We start from the raw sequence: 16,935 nt of genomic DNA, 5'->3' as shown, positions 1-16,935 counted from the left end.
AGCCGGAATCCGCCGAACGGGAGTCGCGAAGTGCGTGTGTTGTTGTCGACGTATGGGTCGCGGGGGGACGTCGCACCGCTGGGAGGACTCGCTGCGCGGTTGCGGGAACTCGGCGCGGAGGTGCGGGTGTGCGCGCCGCCGGACAAGGAGTTCGCGGAGTTACTGGCCGGTGTCGGCGTGCCGCTGGTGCCGTTCGGCCAGTCGGTGCGAGAGCTGGTGACCGGGGCGACGCCGTTGTCGGCGGCGGACGCGCCCCGGATCGCGGCCGAGTTGGTCGCCGCGCGGTTCGACACGGTCGGCGCGGCGGCCGAGGGATGTGATGTGGTGGTGGCGACCGGTTTGATGCCGGCCGGCACACGGTCGGTGGCCGAGAAGCTGGGCATCCACTACGTGTACGCGTGCTTCCATCCGTTCGAACTGCCGTCGCCGCACTACCCGCCGTCACCGCGGCCGGGCCGGCCGTTCCCGCCGGACGTGACCGACAACCGTGTGCTGTGGGGCCTGGACGCCGAGAAGGTGAACGCGCTGTACGGCGAGGCGCTCAACAGCCACCGGGCGTCGATCGGCCTGTCGCCGGTGGACAACGTCCGCGACCACGTCTTCACCGACCGGCCGTGGCTGGCGGCGGACCCGACCCTGGGCCCGTGGCAGAAGCTGATGGACCTCGACGTCGTACAGACCGGCGCCTGGATCCTCCCGGACGAGCGCCCGCTCCCGGCCGAGTTGGTGGCGTACCTGGACGCCGGCGCACCTCCGGTGTACGTGGGCTTCGGCAGCATGCCCATGGGCGCCTCGAAGGACGTCGCCCGGGTGGCCGTGGAGGCGGTCCGCGCGCAGGGCCGCCGCGTCCTCGTCGGACGCGGCTGGGCCGACCTGTCCCTGATCGACGACCGGGACGACTGCTTCGCCGTCGGCGATGTCAACCACCAGGCACTGTTCGGCCGGGTGGCCGCCGTCGTGCACCACGGCGGCGCGGGCACCACCACGACGGCGGCCCGGGCCGGCGCGCCCCAGGTGGTGGTACCCCAGATGGTGGACCAGCCATACTGGGCCGGCCGGGTGGCCGACCTGGGCATCGGCGCGGCACACGACGGTCCGACTCCGACCTTCGAGTCCCTGTCGACCGCGCTCAGGACGGCCCTGACCCCCGAGACCCGCGCACGAGCGAGGGCCGTGGCCGGCGCGATCCGCACCGACGGGGCGACGGTGGCCGCGAAACTGCTGCTCGACACCGCAAGCCGAGAAAGGCCGCCAGTGTCCACGTGAACCCACGGGATCGTCGAACCAGGACCCAGAACACGAGAACCCTTGAGAGCCCTGGCGACCTCAACCGACAACGGCCACGGGGGCCACGTCAGGCGGAGCGTTGCTCGCCATGGCCACCAGGTTCGTCACGCCAGTCCAGACGCTTTGCCGCGCGCAATGGTCGCGAGCGACCTCAGATCGGAGCCCATGACGTGAACCCGCTGACCACCAGCGTGTTTGACCTTCCCGACCGCCTTTCCCCCAAGGCCGACCCGACGCTGATCGCCGATGACGAGCAGCACTTCGCGGCCATCGCGCAGAGCCTCGAGCAGGCGATCGCCGAACTGTCCGACCACCTCGATGCCGAGCGCAGGGCGCCCGGCGGTGTGGGGCGGCAGGCCATGGACCGGGACACGGAGATCCACCGGCTGACCGCTCGTCTGCGCGCACTGCGTCGCTTCGGTTTGGACCTGTGTCTCGGACACATGGTCAGCGCGGACAACCCCGAGCCGGTCTACGTGGGACGACTTGGCCTCACCGACAGCACGGGTCGTCGGCTGCTGCTCGACTGGCGCTCCCCCGCGGCCGAGCCGTTCTTCGGAGCCACCCACGCCAACCCGATGGGTCTGGCGAGCCGACGCAGGTATCGCTGGACCCGCGGACGGATCGGCGACTACTGGGACGAGGTGTTCACCTCGGACGGGTTCGCCGGACACGCCGCGCTCGACGACCAGTCCGCCTTCATCGCCAGCCTGGGCAGCAACCGGTCGCCACGGATGCGAGACGTGCTCGGCACCATCCAGGCCGACCAGGACGCCATCATCCGCGCGGGATCCCGCGGCGCACTCGTCGTCGACGGCGGTCCGGGTACCGGGAAGACCGTCGTCGCCCTGCACCGCTCCGCCTATCTCCTCTACTCCGACCCTCGCCTCGGTCACCGCCGGGGCGGCGTGCTGTTCGTCGGTCCGCACCGGCCCTACCTGGCCTACGTCGCCGACGTCCTCCCCAGCCTCGGCGAGGAGGGTGTGCAGACCTGCACCCTGCGGGACCTCGTCGCCGAGGGAGGCGCGGCAGCGGTCGAGCCCGACCCGGACGTGGCCCTCCTCAAGTCGTCCGCGGACCTGGTGCAGGCGATCGAGAGGGCCGTCAGGTTCTACGAGGAGCCGCCCACCAAGGGGATGACGGTCACGACCCACTGGTCCGACATCTGGCTGAGCGCCGACGACTGGGCCGTGGCGTTCGAAGCGGCAGAACCCGGAACTCCGCACAACGAGGCGCGCGACCAGGTCTGGGAGGAACTGCTCACGATCCTGGTGGACAAGCACGAGGGCGACGCCTCGGCCGACCTGCTCCGCAAGTCGCTGCGGCAGAACAGGGAACTGCTCACGGCCTTCAACCGCGCGTGGCCGCTGCTCGAGGCGGCCGACCTCGTCGGAGACCTGTGGTCGGTACCCGCCTACCTGCGGATGTGCGCTCCCTGGCTCGGCCGCGACGACGTTCGGAAGCTGCAGCGCGAGAACGCCCAGGAGTGGACGGTGTCCGACCTGCCGATCCTGGACGCTGCACGGCAGCGGCTCGGCGACCCGCAGGCGGCACTGCGTGAGCGTCGGCGCAAGGCCTCTGTCGCCGCCGAACGGGAGCAGATGGCCAAGGTCGTCGACACCCTGCTCGCGGCCGATGACGACGGCGAAGGCGCCGTGACGATGCTGCACGGGCAGGACATCCAGGACGCCCTGGTCGACGAGACCGCACTGCCCAGCGCCGAACCGGACCTGCTCGCCGGCCCGTTCGCGCACATCGTCGTGGACGAGGCTCAGGAGCTGACCGACGCGGAGTGGCAGATGCTGCTGCTCCGGTGCCCGTCACGGAGCTTCACCATCGTCGGGGATCGTGCCCAGGCCAGGCACGGGTTCACGGAGTCGTGGCAGGAACGGCTCGAGCGGATAGGGTTCGACCGGATCAACCTGGCCTCCCTGAGCATCAACTACCGGACGCCGGAAGAAATCATGGCGGAAGCCGAGCCGGTCATCCGGGCCGTGCTCCCGGACGCCAACGTGCCGACCTCGATCCGCAGCGGCGGCGTGCCCGTCGTCCACGGATCTGTTTCGGATCTGAGCTCGATCCTCGACACCTGGCTCGCCGCACATGCCGACGGGATCGCCTGCGTGATCGGCGATCCCACCTTCCGGACGACGTCCCGCGTCCGGTCGCTGACCCCGGAGCTGTCGAAGGGGCTCGAGTTCGACCTGGTCGTCCTCGTCGACCCGGAGGCGTTCGGCAAGGGCATCGAAGGAGCGGTCGACCACTATGTCGCGATGACCCGGGCGACCCGGCAACTCGTCGTCCTCACAAGCTGACGACGACGGCCCCAGCCGGAAAGCACCGGCTCGCCGCAAGGTCGCGCGGCGACGGCCCGCCCCCTGCGCCAGGGGCGGGCCGTCGCTGTGTCGTACGGTCAGCCGATCGGCTCGGGCATGGGCACGACCTCGTGGGCGAGCCCCCTGCGGTCCCAGGATCACCGTGTCCTTGAGGTACGCGTACGCCCCTGGAGACCCTGCGTGGCCTCGTCCGCCTGAGCCGTGACGAGCCCGGCCTGCGTGCCGTCTGGCTGGAGGCTCACTTCGACGCCGAAGGCATCCTCGCCGGCTTGATCGCCGAAGGCACCGATCGCTCCGAGGACGGCCTGGCCGTCCGCCTGGAAGCGGGCATGATGAACACCGCGCTACGCGTCGCGGTCGAGCACTGGGCCCTGCAGCCCCACGAGACGACCGGACCGCCGCTCGGCGCAACCCTCGGCCACGCCCTGCAGGCGATCACCCGGTTCCTCGAAGCGGACGCCGTCAGGGCTCCCGGCCGTCGGCGGATGATCCACCTTCCGGCCGGCGACTCCCGGCTTCGCGAGTGAGCGACACCTGAGGGCACGGCGTCGTTCAACGGCCGAACGTCAGCCGGGCACGGCAGGGGCGGGTGAGCGTGGGGGAGGAAAGGGGAGTGGTGTTGTCGGACATGGGGCTCCCGTCGGTGGGTGGGGACGAATCGAGAATGGCGCGCTCATGTCAACTCGGGTGTGGATTGCAGCCCCTCCGTCCGCGTCTTCTGATTCGCGGGAAGTGAGCCGCGCGGCAGAACACCGACCGCGCGGCTCACCCCTGTGCGAGGGATCCGAGGACCTGGATCAGAGGACGGAGACCAGCAGCGACACGGCGGACTCCTGCCTGCCGATGCTCGCCTGGCCGAACGGGCCGGACCAGCTCACCCCGTACTGGTCGGAGCTGTTGCGGTCGTACCGGTAGGCGGAGCGGGCCTGGGTGAGGAGAGGGCCCGGTAGGGACGGCCGGGCAGCAGGGCGTCGAGTTCGCCGAGATTGCGGGCGAGGATTCCCTTGAACGCCGTCCCGTCGGCCCCGCAGGCGCGGGCCGGCTCGCAGGGCTCCGTCAGAATCCGTTCGGCGACAGAGGCGCCGACCCGCACACCCTTGACCTCTGCCGGAGCGCGGGGGCGAGGTGGTCATCGCATGACGCCCCCGTTCACGGCCGAAGCCGTGGGCCGCGTCGAGGTGGAATCCGACGCACCGGCATGCACTTGCCGTGGCGCGGCGGACGTCTTCCAGGCGGTCCTGTCCCCGGTGCCGGGGACCCAGGTCGTAGCTGGAGTCACACAGCCTCGGCGGCCGGGGCTCCGATGTCACGAGCGGCCTCGGACGCCGGCTCGGGAGGGTTCTTCCGGGGAACGGTCGCTTCGGGAACCCCCTGATCGGTAAGGGCCGGCTTGCGGATCAGGAGCAGCGCCGCGTCGTCGTGCAGTCGACCGCCCACATGTGCGAGCAGTTCGTCATGGAGCGCGCCGAGGGTGCGTGCCGGCTCGTCGGACACGTGGCGCGCCAGCCCTTCGGCGAGCGGATAGAACGCCCGTCCGCGGTCGCGGGCCTCGGTCACCCCGTCGGTGTAGAGCAGCAGTTGGTCCCCGTCCGCGAAGGGCAGCACCTGAAGGCCGGGGGCGTGACCCGTGAGGGCCCTCAGCCCGAGGGGTGGGGCCGGATGCGTGGGCTCCACCTCCACGACGCCTTCGGACTCGCGGACCAGCAGCGGAGGCGCGTGTCCGCAGTTCACCACCTCCAGCTTCCCGGCCTGGGGGTACCCGGCGACCACGGCGGTGACGAAGTCGTCGTGCCCGAGATTGCGCGCCAGACTCCGCTCGATCCTGTCGACGACGGCAAGGAGATCGGGCTCGTCATAGGCGGCCTCACGGAAGACACCGAGCACCAGCGCGGCGGTCCCCACGGCCGGCAGCCCCTTGCCCCGCACATCACCGACGATCAGCCGCACCCCGTACGGGGTGGGTATCAGTGCATAGAGATCCCCGCCGATACGGGCCTCGGCCGCCGCGGCGCTGTAGCGGACGGCCGCCTGGAACGGGCCGACAGTCGCCGGAACGGGCTTGAGCAGCGCGTGCTGAGCGGTCTCCGCGACCGAGCGGACGGCCGCGAGCACCCGTTCACGGCGGCCGCGCAGCGCACTGGCCAGGCCGCCCGCAAGGGTGACGGCGCCCAGGGCGGACATTACGGCCGCCAGTTCGCCGCCCGGAACACCGTCCCGGACTCCGAGCGTCGCGCCGAGCACCACGGCGAGGAAACCCACGCAGAAGACCCCACGCGGCCCGTTGGTGGTGGCGGCCAGCGCGGGCCCGGCCGCGAGCAGGGGCAGCCAGATCATCCCCGCTCCGCCGGCCAGGTCGGCGAGCACGACGACGGAGACGATCAGCACGGGCAGAACGGGCGTGCCGGCGGCCAACCGCGCGACGGCGCGCCTGCAGGCCGAGGTCCCGGGGCCTGCCATTCGGTTCCTGAACAGCCGTGTCGGCCGATGGTCACCACCATGGTCTCGGAGCTGACTCATGTTTTCGTCCGCAGTCCTCACCTGTGTACGGGGCGTACTACCGAAATGCCTGTTTCATCCAGGAAACGGGGTCGGCTCGGGCGCCACAAGGAGAGGGTTTTCAGATAGTGAGCGAGAGGCTCCTGGTCACGCGGCTCGCGGTGGGGATCAGACGTGCCCGGATCTCCGGCAGCCGGGCGAGCCGGTCCGCCGGCAGTGACACGCCGAGCGAGCCGAGTATGTCCCCGCTGTAGACGGGGACGGCGACGCAGACCGTACCGAGGGCGTACTCCTCCAGGTCCGTGACGGCCGGGGCCACGGGTGAGGAGTCCAGTCTCCGGAGCAGTTCCGGCAGGCTGGTGATCGTCCGTGGGGTGAGGTCGGCTAGGTGGTGACGGGAGAGGTAGTCCTTGCGGGCCGCCTCGTCCATTTCTCGCAGCACGGACTTGCCCAGCGCGGTGGCGTGCCCCGCGTCCTCGAACCCCACCCAGAGGTCGACCCGGGGCGCCCGGGGGCCGTCGACGATCTCGGCGACCCTGATCTCGCCCTCCTCGTAGAAGGTGAGGTAGGCGGCGGTCGTGAGCTCGTCTCGCAGCGCTGCGAGCGTGGGACGGACGCGGCTGAGCAGGGCCTGTCCACGGCCCGTGGTCTGCAGCGTCTGCAGCTTGTCGCCCAGGATGAACCCGCCGTCGTCCAGCTTCCGCACGTATCCGTCGTGGACCAGCGTCCGCAGCAGGTGATAGGCGGTGGCCAGGGGCAGACCCGTCTCGCGTGCCAGCTGCTTCGCCGGCGCGCCGTTCTCGTGCGCGCTCACCGCCTCCAGCAGACGCAAGGCCCGCTGGACGGACATGATGAGCGTAGGCCCGTCGTCCGCACCCATACGACAAGCGTGCGTCAGCCGTACGGCGTGAGCAAGGTGAGTGCGGTCCCTCAAGGTCCGGACCGGCTCCGGGCCCGTTCGGCACACGCTCCAAGCCTTGCCCCTCGCGGGCCCGGGCGGAGCGGGCGCATCGGTGAAGATGCCCGCCCCGGCCTGTGACGGCCGGGGCGGGCATCGGGTCGTGATGACGGCACGTCAGACCAATGGCCACATGCACGCGGTGAGGGCGAACCCTGACAGGCCCATGACGGTCGTCAGGACCGTCCAGGTGCGCAGGCCGGCGGCCACATCAAGGCCGGTGAGCTTGGTGAACATCCAGTAGCCCGCGTCGTTGATGTGTGACAGCGCGAGCGCTCCCGCGCCCATTGCCAGCGCCACGAGGGACAGTTGACCGGTCGAAAGGTCCGCCCGGTGGAGCAACGGAGTGAGGATGCCGGCGGTGGTGATGAGGGCGACGGTCGCGGATCCCTGTGCCGCGCGCAGCGCGAGCGACGTGAGGAAGGCCAGCAGCAGGACCGGGAACCCGGTGCGCTCCAGGACGTCGGCGACGGCGTTGCCGATGCCGCTGGCGACCAGCACCTTGCCGAAGACGCCGCCCGCTCCCGCGACCAGGATGACCATGGCGACCGGCGGCAGCGCCGACCCCATCACCTCGGCGATGCGTACGCGACTCCAGCCGCGGCGGGCACCCAGGAAGTAGCCGCACAGGGTGACGTCGATGAGCAGGGCGACCATCGGGGCACCGAGGACGGTGAGGACGGCCCGCAGGGCGGAACCCTCGGCGAGGAGGTTCTGGCCGAGGGTGCCGAGGAGGATGAGCAGGATCGGCGTCACGATGAGTGTGAGGACCATGCCGAACGAGGGTGGTCGGACGTCAGTGCGGGGCGTGACGGGCTTGGTCAGGACGGCGGTGGCGTGGCCGCCCCCGTCGGGCGTGCCGGGGGCTGCGGCGGCCGGGGTCGGAGAGGGCCCGTCGGTGACCGGTTCGCCGTAGACCTCGGCCCGCACCACCGGGTCCATCGGGTACTCGCGGCGGGTGAGACGGCGGGACACCAGGTAGCCGAGCAGGACCACGACGGCCGTGACCGGGATGCCCATCAGCAGCACCAGACCCTGGCTCGCGCCGATCGCCTCGATGACCGCGACCGCGCCGGGGTGCGGGGGCAGGAACGCGTGCACGGTGAGCATCGCGGCGCCCATCGGCAGCGCGTAGACCAGCAGCGGCTTGCGGGCCGCGCGGGCGACGCCGTACGCGATCGGCATCAGGATGATCAGGCCGACCTCGAAGAAGACCGGGATGCCGAGGACGAACCCGGCGACGGTCAGGGCGAGCGGGGTGCGGCGGCTGCCGAACTTCTCGATGAGGGAGTGGGCGAAGGCGTGGGCGCCGCCGGAGAGTTCGATGATCCGGCCGATCATCGCGCCGAGGGCGATGATGGTGGCGATGTGCCCGAGGGTGGCGCCCATGCCGTCCTCGATGGTCTTGACCAGGTCGGCGGCGGGCACACCCGCGACCAGGGCGACGCCGATACTGACGACGACGAGGGCGACGAAGGGCTGGACCTTGCCCTTGAGGATGAGCAGGAGGAGGACCGCGACGCCGGCGACCGCGATCAGCAGCAGGGTGGTGTGGCTCATCGTCCCTCTCCCTTCGAGGACTTGGGGGACAGCACGGTGACGACGGAGGAGTCGTCGCGCGCACCGAGCCCGGCCCGTTCGCCGAGCAGGTAGAGCTGCTCGGCGGCGGCGGCCAGCGGAACGGGCACATGGGCGTCCTTGGCGATGCCGGTGACGATGCCCATGTCCTTGACGAAGATGTCCAGCCTCGACTTGACCGCCGGCTCGGGCCCCTCCTCGTACGACTGCACCATGCGCGGCCCACGGTCGGCGAACATGAACGAACCGGCGGCACCGTGCTTGAGGCTGTCCACGACGGTGGTGGGGTCGAGACCGAGGCCGCGGGCGAGCGCGATCGCCTCGGCGGCGGCGGCGATGTGCACTCCGGCCAGCAACTGGTTGATGGCCTTGAGTGCCTGGCCGTCGCCCGGGCGGGGGCCGACCACCGTAAGGGTGGAGGCGAGCAGGTCCAGTACCGGTCGCGCCGTCTTGAGCGCGACGTCGTCGGCGCCGACGACGATCAGCAGGTCACCGTCGCCGGCCCGCACCGGGCCGCCGCTGACGGGCGCGTCCACGGTCAGCACGCCACGTTCGGCGAGCCGTTCGGCGGTGGCGCGGGCCGCCTCGGGGCCGACGGTGCTGGTGAGGACGACCACTGTGCCGGGGCGGAGCGCTTCGGCGGCTCCGTGTTCCCCGAACAGCGCTCCCTCGACCTGGGCCTGGTCGCGGACGGCGAGGACGACGACATCGGCGTCCCGGGCGGCCTCGGCCGGGGAGGTCGCGCCGCGGGCGCCTGCGGCCGCCAGGGTGGCGCGCCGGTCGGCCGCGATGTCGTACACGGTGACGGGGAGATGGCCGGCCAGGCGCCGGGCCATGGGCAAACCCATGGCACCGAGGCCTATGACGGCGGTGTGGGGACGGGGAGACATCTTTGTCCTCCAGGGGACGCGAGGGATGAGCGGGGAAGGACGCCAGGGGTGGGGAGGCCCTGGCGAGAGGGGGTGCCGTCGCTGACGGCTGGGGGGGGCGTCGTCCGAGCGGTGGCTCGGGAGGCGACGCCGGTGGGACGCGGACCCGGTTCTCCGGCGCGCGGTGAACAGGCCGGTACGGGGCGGGTGGGCCGTGCCGGATCAGGCGGCGGACGATGGGCTGAGGCGGCCGATGACTTCCAGGGCGGCGTCCCTGACCGCGTCGCGGCCTGCGGTCCAGACGGCGACGACGTCGGAGCCGGGCAGGGCGTCCGGGAGACGGCCGCGCACGGCCTCGAGGTAGGCGCGGCGCAGCTCGGCGTTGACGTTGACCTTGGCCACGCCGCGCGCCAGGGCGCCGTGTAGCTGCTCGACGGGCAGACCGCTGGCTCCGTGCAGGACCAGGGGGACGGTTACGGCGTCATGGATCGCGGCCAGGCGCTCCAGGTCGAGGCGGACCGGGTCCTTGGTGAAACCGTGGACGTTGCCGACCGCGACCGCGAGGGCGTCCACGCCCGTGGCCGTCACGAACTCCGCCGCCTGCCCGGGGTCGGTCATCGTCGACTGCTGTGCGGTGGCGCCCGTGGAGACGTCCTCGTCACCGGGCAGCGCTCCGAGTTCGGCCTCCACCCAGGCGCCGAAGCCGCGTGCCCGGCGCACCGCCTCCGTGGTCAGGGCGATGTTGTCGGCGAAAGGCAGGTGGGAGCCGTCCACCATGACCGAGGTGTAGCCCGCCTCCAGGCAGGCCGTGATCTCGTCCAGGTCCCGGCTGTGGTCGAGATGCACTCCCAACGGGACGGACGAATGCTCGGCGGCGTCCAACGCCAGCCGCATCAGCGCCTGTCGGCCGGCGTGCTTGAAGGGGCTGGAGCCCGCCTGGATCAGAACGGGCCGTCCGGCCGCCTCGGCGGCGGCCGTGATGCCCTGGACCGTCTCCAGGTTGTAGACGACGAACCCGGGCAGCGCCCGTCCGGCCGCGGCCGCCTGCTTGAGGGCGTCGGTTCCGTGCAGCAGCATCATGCGCTCCTGAGCAGGTCGAGGGCGTCGGCGAGGGCGTCGGCACCGCCGACGTTCCCGGCGAAGACGACGTACGGGATCCCCGCGGCGGGGCCGTCCACCGGCTGCCACAGCGAGACGATCCCCGGCAGTAGCGTGCCCCGCGCCCAGGCACGGCGGATCTCCAGGCCGTGGGTCGCGATGTCACTGGAGGTGATGCCGCCCTTGGCGACGACGAAAGCGGGCCGGCGGGACGCGTTGACGCGGCGGACGGTCTCCACGAGCGCGGCGGAGATCCGGCGGGAGACGGCCAGACTGTCGTCCGCGTCGGCCCCCGTGACGAGCGTGCGGGAGGTGCGGATCACCACGTCGGTGGAGTCCAGCGCGTCGGCGGCGGCCGCGGCGACCTCGGCGAGGTGCGCGTCGCGCCGATCGTCGAGCAGCAGGGCCACGTCGAGTTCGTACTCGGCGATCCCCCCGCGCTCCCGCAGCCGGTCCAACTGCCGTGTCGTCAAGGAGACATGGGAACCCACGACGACGAGGCCGTGGGGGGCGTCGCCGCGCAGCGGACGCAGTTCGGCGGGGGTGAGCGGTGCCCGCCCGCGCTGCCCGGCGCGGGCCCGCACGAAGGACGGGCCGACCCGGTACACCAGCCGGGCGCCGTTCTGCTCGGCTTCGGCGAGCGCGAGGGCCAGTACGCGCAGATCGTCGTCGCACACCGCGTCGACCACCGCCGTGCGCCGGTCGCGCAGGGAGGAGAGCAGCCGTGTCACGTGGGCCGGTCCCCCGCCCCGCAGGTCGTCGAGGGTGATGCGCAGGACCTCGTCCGCGCTGGTGCGTCCGGCCGTCTTCTCCTCGACCCATTCCGGCAGCGAGGAACTGCGGTACCCGAAGGTGGCGTCGCGCGCGAACTCGCTCTCGCCGACCGGGAGCAGCCCGTCGGTCGTGCGCATCCAGTGGCGCGAGTCGACGGTCAGCCGCCCCGCCTCGATGTAGGCGGGCACCAATACCACACCGTCCGGAGCGCCCACGCCCAACGCGGCGAGCTCCTCGGCGAGGACATCGGTCTCCAGCGGGAAGTGGCCGCGCAGGGTCGAGTCGCCCCGGCTCGCCAGGACATAACCGGTGCCTTCGGCTGCCGAGGCCTCCTGCAGGGCGCGCACCACCTCGCGATTGCGGGCGGCGGCGTCCTCGGGCGACAGGCTGCGGGTGTTGGTGAGCACGAAGAAGGCCGCGGTGCCCTGGCGCAGCGCCCAGCGCAGGTCGTCCACCGACCAGGAGGTCAGGACCGGGACGTCGGCGACGGTCTGGGTGCCGGTCGGGTCGTCGTCGAGCACGACCAGACACGGCCCGCCGGTGATGCGGGTCATCACCTCCTCGGCGGTCACCACACGGACGGGCGGCAACCCGTCCAGCACCTGATGCTCGGGTACCGGAGCACCGGGCCGCGTCCGGGCATGGAGGGGTAGGGACATGGCGACTTCCTGAACTGTGCGAAGGGGGCGGGGGTCTGGGGGCGAGGGAGCGGGTCAGTCGGCGAGCGGCTTGATGACGTGGGTGCGCAGGTCGTCCGCGGTCTGGTTCATGTGGGCGTTCATCGCCTCGCGCGCCGTCTCGGGGGTGCCGGACTCCAGGGCGGCCAGCACGGCCTCGTGATGCGCGATGGCGTTGGTGCGGATCTCGGGAACGGCCGAGGTCTCGCGGCGGCCCTCGACGAGCAGCGGGCCGAACGGCTCGAAGAGCAGCGGCACGAACAGGTTGCCCGTGGCCCGCATCACCGTGTCGTGGAAGTCGATGTCCGCCTGCACGAACTGCTCGGTGTCCCCGGCATCGGCGGCCTCCCGCATGACTGCCAGCTGCTGACGCAGGGCATCCAGGTCGTCCTCGGTGCGGCGAGCCGCGGCGAGTTCGCAGGCGCCGTTCTCGATCAGCCGACGCGCCTCGATCAGTCGCTCCGAAAGGGCTCCGCTCGCCGTGCGCGACGCCGCCCGCACCACCGGCTCCAGCGCGGTCCACCGGTCCGGCGGATTGACGTAGGTACCTCGGCCGCGCACCACCCGGACGACGTTCTGTGCCCGCAGCTGCTTGACCGCCTCGCGCACGGTCAGCCGGCTGACCCCGCCCTGCTCGGACAGCTCGCCCTCGGGAGGCAGAGCGGAGTCGGGCGGGTACTGGCCGTCGATGATCGCGGTGAGGAGCTGCTCCGCGAGGTCGTCCGAGAGAGACATGGTGGCGAATCTTCCTTCGTCGCGACATCTGACGTCAGACATCTGATGTCTATGTGCCGGAAACGATGGCACCGCGACCGGAGCCCGTCAACACCTCGGGCCGTGCAATTTCATGTGCCGGCCCCTGCCGGGCACGTCTGCCCGTCCGCTGAGCACCGGACGGCCCCGTCAGCGGGTGAGGCCGGCCTCGTCGCAGGCGGGCCTCAGTTTCCGGGCGCAGATCTGGTCGATGGTGTACACGCCGTCCTTGACGAGTGTCTGCTCGATGTTGCCGGCCGTCACCGCGGTCGGAGTGAGCAGAACGGACGGGATCCGCTTGGTCGTTGGACTGTCGGTTGTCGTCGTGGCCACGTCTCGCAGACCCTCGCCGCGCCCCAGGGCGACGGCCATGGCGGCGGCTTCGGCCGCTTCCGCCCTGAACGGTTTGTAGACCGTCATGTACTGCTCGCCCTTGATGATGCGCTGCACGGCTTCGAGATCGGCGTCCTGACCGGTGACGGGAGGAAGCTCCCTGACGCCGGCCCCCTTGAGTGCGGAGATGACGCCCGCGGCCATGGCGTCGTTGGCGGCGAGGACTCCGCCGACTCGGTCCGGGCCAAGTGCCGCCATGGCGGCGGCCATGTTGGCGTGGGCGTTCGCCGTGCTCCAGCCCGGGGTGTCGTAAGACCTCACGATCTTCGTCTTGCCGGCGAGGACGGACAGCGCGCCCTTGCGGTACGACGCCGCGTTGGGGCTGGTCGGATCGCCGTTCATCATCACGACGTTCTCGTCGCGTGCCCTGTCGCCCATGGCCTTCAGGAGCGCCTCGCCCTGGAGCCTGCCGACCTGCACGCCGTCGAAACTGACGTAGCCCGAGATCGGCCCTTCGGCGAGCCGGTCGTAGGCGACGACCGGGACGCCCTCCTTGCGTGCCTCCCGGATCGAGGAGCGCAGCGCCCTGGTGTCGGCGGCGTCGAGGATCAGGACCCTCGCGCCGTTGGTGATCATGGAGGCCATCTGTTGGCGCTGGGTCGTCGCGTCGTTCTCGGCGTTGGCGTACTCCATCGTGCAGCCCGGACAGAGCTTCTTCAGGTGCTGCTCGATGAGGGGCTTGTCGGACTGCTCCCAGCGCGGGAGCGCTCGGCTGGGCAGCAGCAGGCCGACGGTGAAGCGGTCCGTGCCCGCGTCGTCGTCTCCCGCGCAGCCGGCCAGGAACATCGTCATGATGGCCGCGACGAGCGCCGCGACGGCAAGCCAGGTACGTGCCTTCACAGCGGGGCCCCTCGTTCCGGCAGGGGCTCCGAGTCCCCTGGCGCCGGCCGTCGGCGCGGCACAGCGATCTCGCTCCACACCTGCTTGCCGCCGGCCACGGGCATCGAGCCGAAGGACTCCGACATCGCCTCGACCAGAAGCAGGCCCCGGCCGCCGGTCGACTCCCAGTCCACGATCACCGGCTTGGCGGGCGCCCGCGGCGAGGAGTCGGTCACACTGACGCGCACCCGGTCACCGCGCAGTGTCAGGTCCACGCGAACCGGACCCTGGGTGTGCACCAGCGCGTTGGTCACCAGCTCGGACACGACCAGCAGCACCGCGTCGGCGGCTTCCTCGGCCTTCCACCGGCGCAGAATGCGCGCGGTGAAACGGCGGGCGTGCATGACGGCGTCGGGCAGCCGCCACACCACCCAGTCGGCCCGGATCGGCCGGGTCTTCATGCCGTCGTATCGCAGCAGCAACAGCGCCACGTCGTCCTCACGGCGGCCGACGTCGCCGAGCAGTTCGTCGGCCATGCGGCCCGGATCCGCCGGATCGGCCGCGGCGAGTGCGCTGCGCGTCCGGCGCATCCCCTCGTCCAGGGGCAGGTCGGAGGCCTCGACCAGACCGTCGGTGACCAGGGCGAGCACCGTGCCGGGCTCCAGCGTGACCGCGGTCATGGGGAACTCGGCCTCCGCGAGGATGCCGAGCGGAAGCCCGCCCTCGACCTGCACCTCCTCGGTACGTCCGTCAGGACGGCGAACCAGTGGCGAGAGGTGGCCCGCCCGGACGAACAGGGTGTTGCCCTGTTCCAGGTCCAGTTCGGCATAACAACAGGTGGCGAACAGATCGGTCTCCATACCGACGAGGAGTCGGTTGGCGTGGGAGACGACCACGTCGGGCGGGTGGCCCTCCACCGCGTACGCCCTGACCGCCGTACGCATCTGACCCATGATCGTCGCGGCCCCGGCACTGTGCCCCTGCACGTCACCGATGACCAGCGCCACCCGATCCTCGGAGAGAGCGATGACGTCGTACCAGTCACCGCCCACCTGCAACCCCCGCCGGGCGGGCAGATAACGGGCGACAGCCGTGCACCCGGGCAGCTCGGGAAGACGTCGGGGCAGCAGACTGCGCTGCAGCATCGTCGCGAGTTCCTGCTCCGCGTCGTGCGCGTGCGCACGCTTGAGGGCTTGTCCGACCAGCGCGGCGGTGGCGGTCAGCAGCGTCCGTTCCTCGGGAACGAACTCATGCGGCTGGTCCCAGCCGACCAGACACACGCCGCCGACCCGCCCCTTGGCGGGGAGCGGCAGCACGGCCAGGCCTCCGCCGCCGATCCCTGCCAGCCCGGATTCGAGGACCGAACCGGCGGGCCACAGGTCCATACGTCCGTCCTGCAAGGCCAGTTGCAGAGTGGGCAGAGCGCTGACCGGCGCGTCGGGCCACTCCGAACGCCACTGTGAACGCCATATCTCCGGCCAGGCCGTGGGCTGCGGCGGATCCAGCACGGTGACCATGAGCCGGTCGTCCCGCAACTCGGCGAGAGCCACGCGGTCGGCGCTCAGCGGCTCACGCAGCGCGGTGACCGCCACCCGGCCGACATCACGGACCGTCGCGGCCGCATCGAGCGCGGCGGTCAGCCACTGGATCCTGGAAACGTCATCGGCGCTCCGGCTCAGGACCGAGGTTGCCGTCACCACGCCCAGCACCTGCTCCGGCCGGACGTCCGTGCCCGCCGCCACCCGGCAGCTCAGGCTCAGCCAGCGCATTTCACCGGTGGGGCGCCGGACACGGAACTCCAGCTCCCGCCGACCGTACGCCTGACTGGTCGGCTCCAAGACCGACATCAGCGCGTGCATGTCCTCCGGGAAGGCATGCGCGAGCAGGGTGTCGGCCTTGCCGTCGAAGTCGTCCGGCGTGATGCCGACCAGTTCGAGCATCGTGTCGTCCGCCTCGATCAGGCCGGTGTCCGGCATCAGGACGAACGTGCCCACGTGCAGACTCCGCAGCGCGGGGTACAGCAGCGCCGAAGGCTCGGGCCGGCCGGTACCGGCCTGGAGGGTGTCGGCGATCGCGTCGGCGTACCGCCCGAGGAACCGCCGTTGCTCAGGCTCGAAGCCGTCCACGGAGTCGCCCATGACGAGGAGGCAGCCCAAGCGCCTGCCTCCGGACGCGAGTGGCAGGGTGGCGAGCGACATCCCCGGTCGCGACGGCGTCGGCACACCCTCGGCGTAGGAGGTGAGTGCGGCGGGAGTGAGCCATATGGGCCGGTCGGCGCCCAAGGCGTGCGCCGCGGGCGAGCCACCGGACAGAGGCAGACGCCTCGGCACCTCGTACTGGGAAGTGGCACATCCGGCCGCCTCCGCCAACCGCAGCTCTCCGTTCCCGGCATCGAGCACATAGACCGCTGCCAGGTCCGCTCCGGCGAACGTCAGGGCCCGATCACTCACGGCGGCATCCGGCATCGGAGGCGCAGAGGGCCCCGTGCCTGCCGTGCTGGCCTCGGATGCCCGCAGCTCCGTAACTCCGGCCCGAGCCCGGCCGTCGTGAGGCATGTCCGCAACGTACCTCCCGTCCCTGCCGCAGGTGCCGACGCGCTGGGGGGAGCCAAGCACCCACTCACTAGAATCTCATATGCGAACCAAACGGACAGATCCACTTCTGCGGCTGCCGACGGCGAATCGGACGGCAACGCCGCGGACCGCCCGGCCGCGGCACGGTGACAGGCCGGCCGAGGGGCGACCGGGTCCATTGCACGATGACGAGCGCGGGGAGCCCGGCCCGAACCCTGGTCGGAGTCGGCGCGTTCGCAGATCAGCGCCCCCGGTGCCACACTGACGACGTGGTCGACTTGCTACTTCCACGCGGTGCGTTCCAGGCCGACGTTCGGCTGTGGC

General features: G+C 71.5%; 13 protein-coding genes. 4 read left to right on the top strand and 9 right to left on the bottom strand.

Annotation, left to right across the window (positions count from 1 at the left end):
* Positions 1-30 precede the first annotated feature (30 nt).
* The 4 genes from ADK57_RS09125 to ADK57_RS09110 all read left to right on the top strand — a co-directional run bounded on the left by ADK57_RS09125 (position 31) and on the right by ADK57_RS09110 (position 4,538).
* Positions 31-1,266, top strand: coding sequence for a glycosyltransferase (locus ADK57_RS09125; RefSeq protein ID WP_053748857.1), 1,236 nt, complete (start codon positions 31-33; stop codon positions 1,264-1,266).
* A gap of 191 nt (positions 1,267-1,457) precedes the next feature.
* Entirely contained in the window at positions 1,458-3,602 is a 2,145-nt protein-coding gene (helR, locus tag ADK57_RS09120; RefSeq protein ID WP_053748856.1) for an RNA polymerase recycling motor ATPase HelR, read from the top strand.
* Positions 3,603-3,790: 188 nt separating this feature from the next.
* A complete protein-coding gene (locus ADK57_RS09115) occupies positions 3,791-4,150 on the top strand; it encodes a hypothetical protein (RefSeq protein ID WP_159050033.1) in 360 nt (119 codons plus the stop codon).
* Between the two features lie 205 nt (positions 4,151-4,355).
* Complete coding sequence (locus ADK57_RS09110; protein ID WP_053748854.1) at positions 4,356-4,538, top strand: hypothetical protein; 183 nt, start codon at positions 4,356-4,358, stop codon at positions 4,536-4,538.
* 360 nt (positions 4,539-4,898) lie between these two features.
* Here the strand turns inward: ADK57_RS09110 and ADK57_RS09105 are convergent, their stop codons facing one another.
* The 9 genes from ADK57_RS09105 to ADK57_RS09065 form a co-directional block, all read right to left on the bottom strand.
* Positions 4,899-6,080 carry a PP2C family protein-serine/threonine phosphatase gene (locus ADK57_RS09105; RefSeq protein ID WP_199830515.1) on the bottom strand — a complete coding sequence of 394 codons (1,182 nt, stop codon included), beginning with the start codon at positions 6,078-6,080 and terminating at the stop codon, positions 4,899-4,901.
* A gap of 160 nt (positions 6,081-6,240) precedes the next feature.
* Positions 6,241-6,999 carry an IclR family transcriptional regulator gene (locus ADK57_RS09100; RefSeq protein ID WP_053748853.1) on the bottom strand — a complete coding sequence of 253 codons (759 nt, stop codon included), beginning with the start codon at positions 6,997-6,999 and terminating at the stop codon, positions 6,241-6,243.
* A gap of 195 nt (positions 7,000-7,194) precedes the next feature.
* On the bottom strand, positions 7,195-8,637 hold the full coding sequence (locus ADK57_RS09095; RefSeq protein WP_053748852.1) for an SLC13 family permease: 1,443 nt from the start codon (positions 8,635-8,637) through the stop codon (positions 7,195-7,197).
* Positions 8,634-9,545 (bottom strand): NAD(P)-dependent oxidoreductase, encoded by a 912-nt coding sequence (locus ADK57_RS09090; protein WP_053748851.1) that lies wholly within the window; start codon positions 9,543-9,545, stop codon positions 8,634-8,636. The genes ADK57_RS09095 and ADK57_RS09090 overlap by 4 nt, the downstream gene beginning before the upstream one ends.
* Before the next feature lie 201 nt (positions 9,546-9,746).
* Positions 9,747-10,604 carry a class II fructose-bisphosphate aldolase gene (locus ADK57_RS09085; protein ID WP_234390059.1) on the bottom strand — a complete coding sequence of 286 codons (858 nt, stop codon included), beginning with the start codon at positions 10,602-10,604 and terminating at the stop codon, positions 9,747-9,749.
* Positions 10,601-12,055: a four-carbon acid sugar kinase family protein gene (locus ADK57_RS09080; RefSeq protein ID WP_234390058.1), complete on the bottom strand. Its 1,455-nt coding sequence runs from the start codon at positions 12,053-12,055 to the stop codon at positions 10,601-10,603. The genes ADK57_RS09085 and ADK57_RS09080 overlap by 4 nt, the downstream gene beginning before the upstream one ends.
* A 54-nt stretch (positions 12,056-12,109) precedes the next feature.
* A complete protein-coding gene (locus ADK57_RS09075) occupies positions 12,110-12,808 on the bottom strand; it encodes a FadR/GntR family transcriptional regulator (RefSeq protein ID WP_053748849.1) in 699 nt (232 codons plus the stop codon).
* A 168-nt stretch (positions 12,809-12,976) separates the two neighbouring features.
* On the bottom strand, positions 12,977-14,059 hold the full coding sequence (locus tag ADK57_RS09070) for a sugar ABC transporter substrate-binding protein (RefSeq protein WP_234390056.1): 1,083 nt from the start codon (positions 14,057-14,059) through the stop codon (positions 12,977-12,979).
* Complete coding sequence (locus ADK57_RS09065; protein ID WP_053748848.1) at positions 14,056-16,593, bottom strand: SpoIIE family protein phosphatase; 2,538 nt, start codon at positions 16,591-16,593, stop codon at positions 14,056-14,058. The genes ADK57_RS09070 and ADK57_RS09065 overlap by 4 nt, the downstream gene beginning before the upstream one ends.
* Between the last annotated feature and the right edge of the window lie 342 nt (positions 16,594-16,935).

Origin of the sequence: Streptomyces sp. MMG1533 (assembly GCF_001279775.1) — a bacterium.
Classification (GTDB): Bacteria; Actinomycetota; Actinomycetes; order Streptomycetales; family Streptomycetaceae; genus Streptomyces.
This window is presented reverse-complemented; position numbering and strand designations above follow the sequence as displayed.

What these genes read in the sequence shown, in the direction of transcription:
- ADK57_RS09090 (WP_053748851.1), bottom strand. Translation starts at nt 9,545, where the DNA reads ATGTCTCCCCGTCCCCACACCGCCGTCATAGGCCTCGGTGCCATGGGT.
- ADK57_RS09105 (WP_199830515.1), bottom strand. Translation starts at nt 6,080, where the DNA reads ATGGCAGGCCCCGGGACCTCGGCCTGCAGGCGCGCCGTCGCGCGGTTG.
- ADK57_RS09080 (WP_234390058.1), bottom strand. Translation starts at nt 12,055, where the DNA reads ATGTCCCTACCCCTCCATGCCCGGACGCGGCCCGGTGCTCCGGTACCC.
- ADK57_RS09095 (WP_053748852.1), bottom strand. Translation starts at nt 8,637, where the DNA reads ATGAGCCACACCACCCTGCTGCTGATCGCGGTCGCCGGCGTCGCGGTC.
- ADK57_RS09065 (WP_053748848.1), bottom strand. Translation starts at nt 16,593, where the DNA reads ATGCCTCACGACGGCCGGGCTCGGGCCGGAGTTACGGAGCTGCGGGCA.
- ADK57_RS09085 (WP_234390059.1), bottom strand. Translation starts at nt 10,604, where the DNA reads ATGATGCTGCTGCACGGAACCGACGCCCTCAAGCAGGCGGCCGCGGCC.
- ADK57_RS09075 (WP_053748849.1), bottom strand. Translation starts at nt 12,808, where the DNA reads ATGTCTCTCTCGGACGACCTCGCGGAGCAGCTCCTCACCGCGATCATC.
- ADK57_RS09100 (WP_053748853.1), bottom strand. Translation starts at nt 6,999, where the DNA reads ATGGGTGCGGACGACGGGCCTACGCTCATCATGTCCGTCCAGCGGGCC.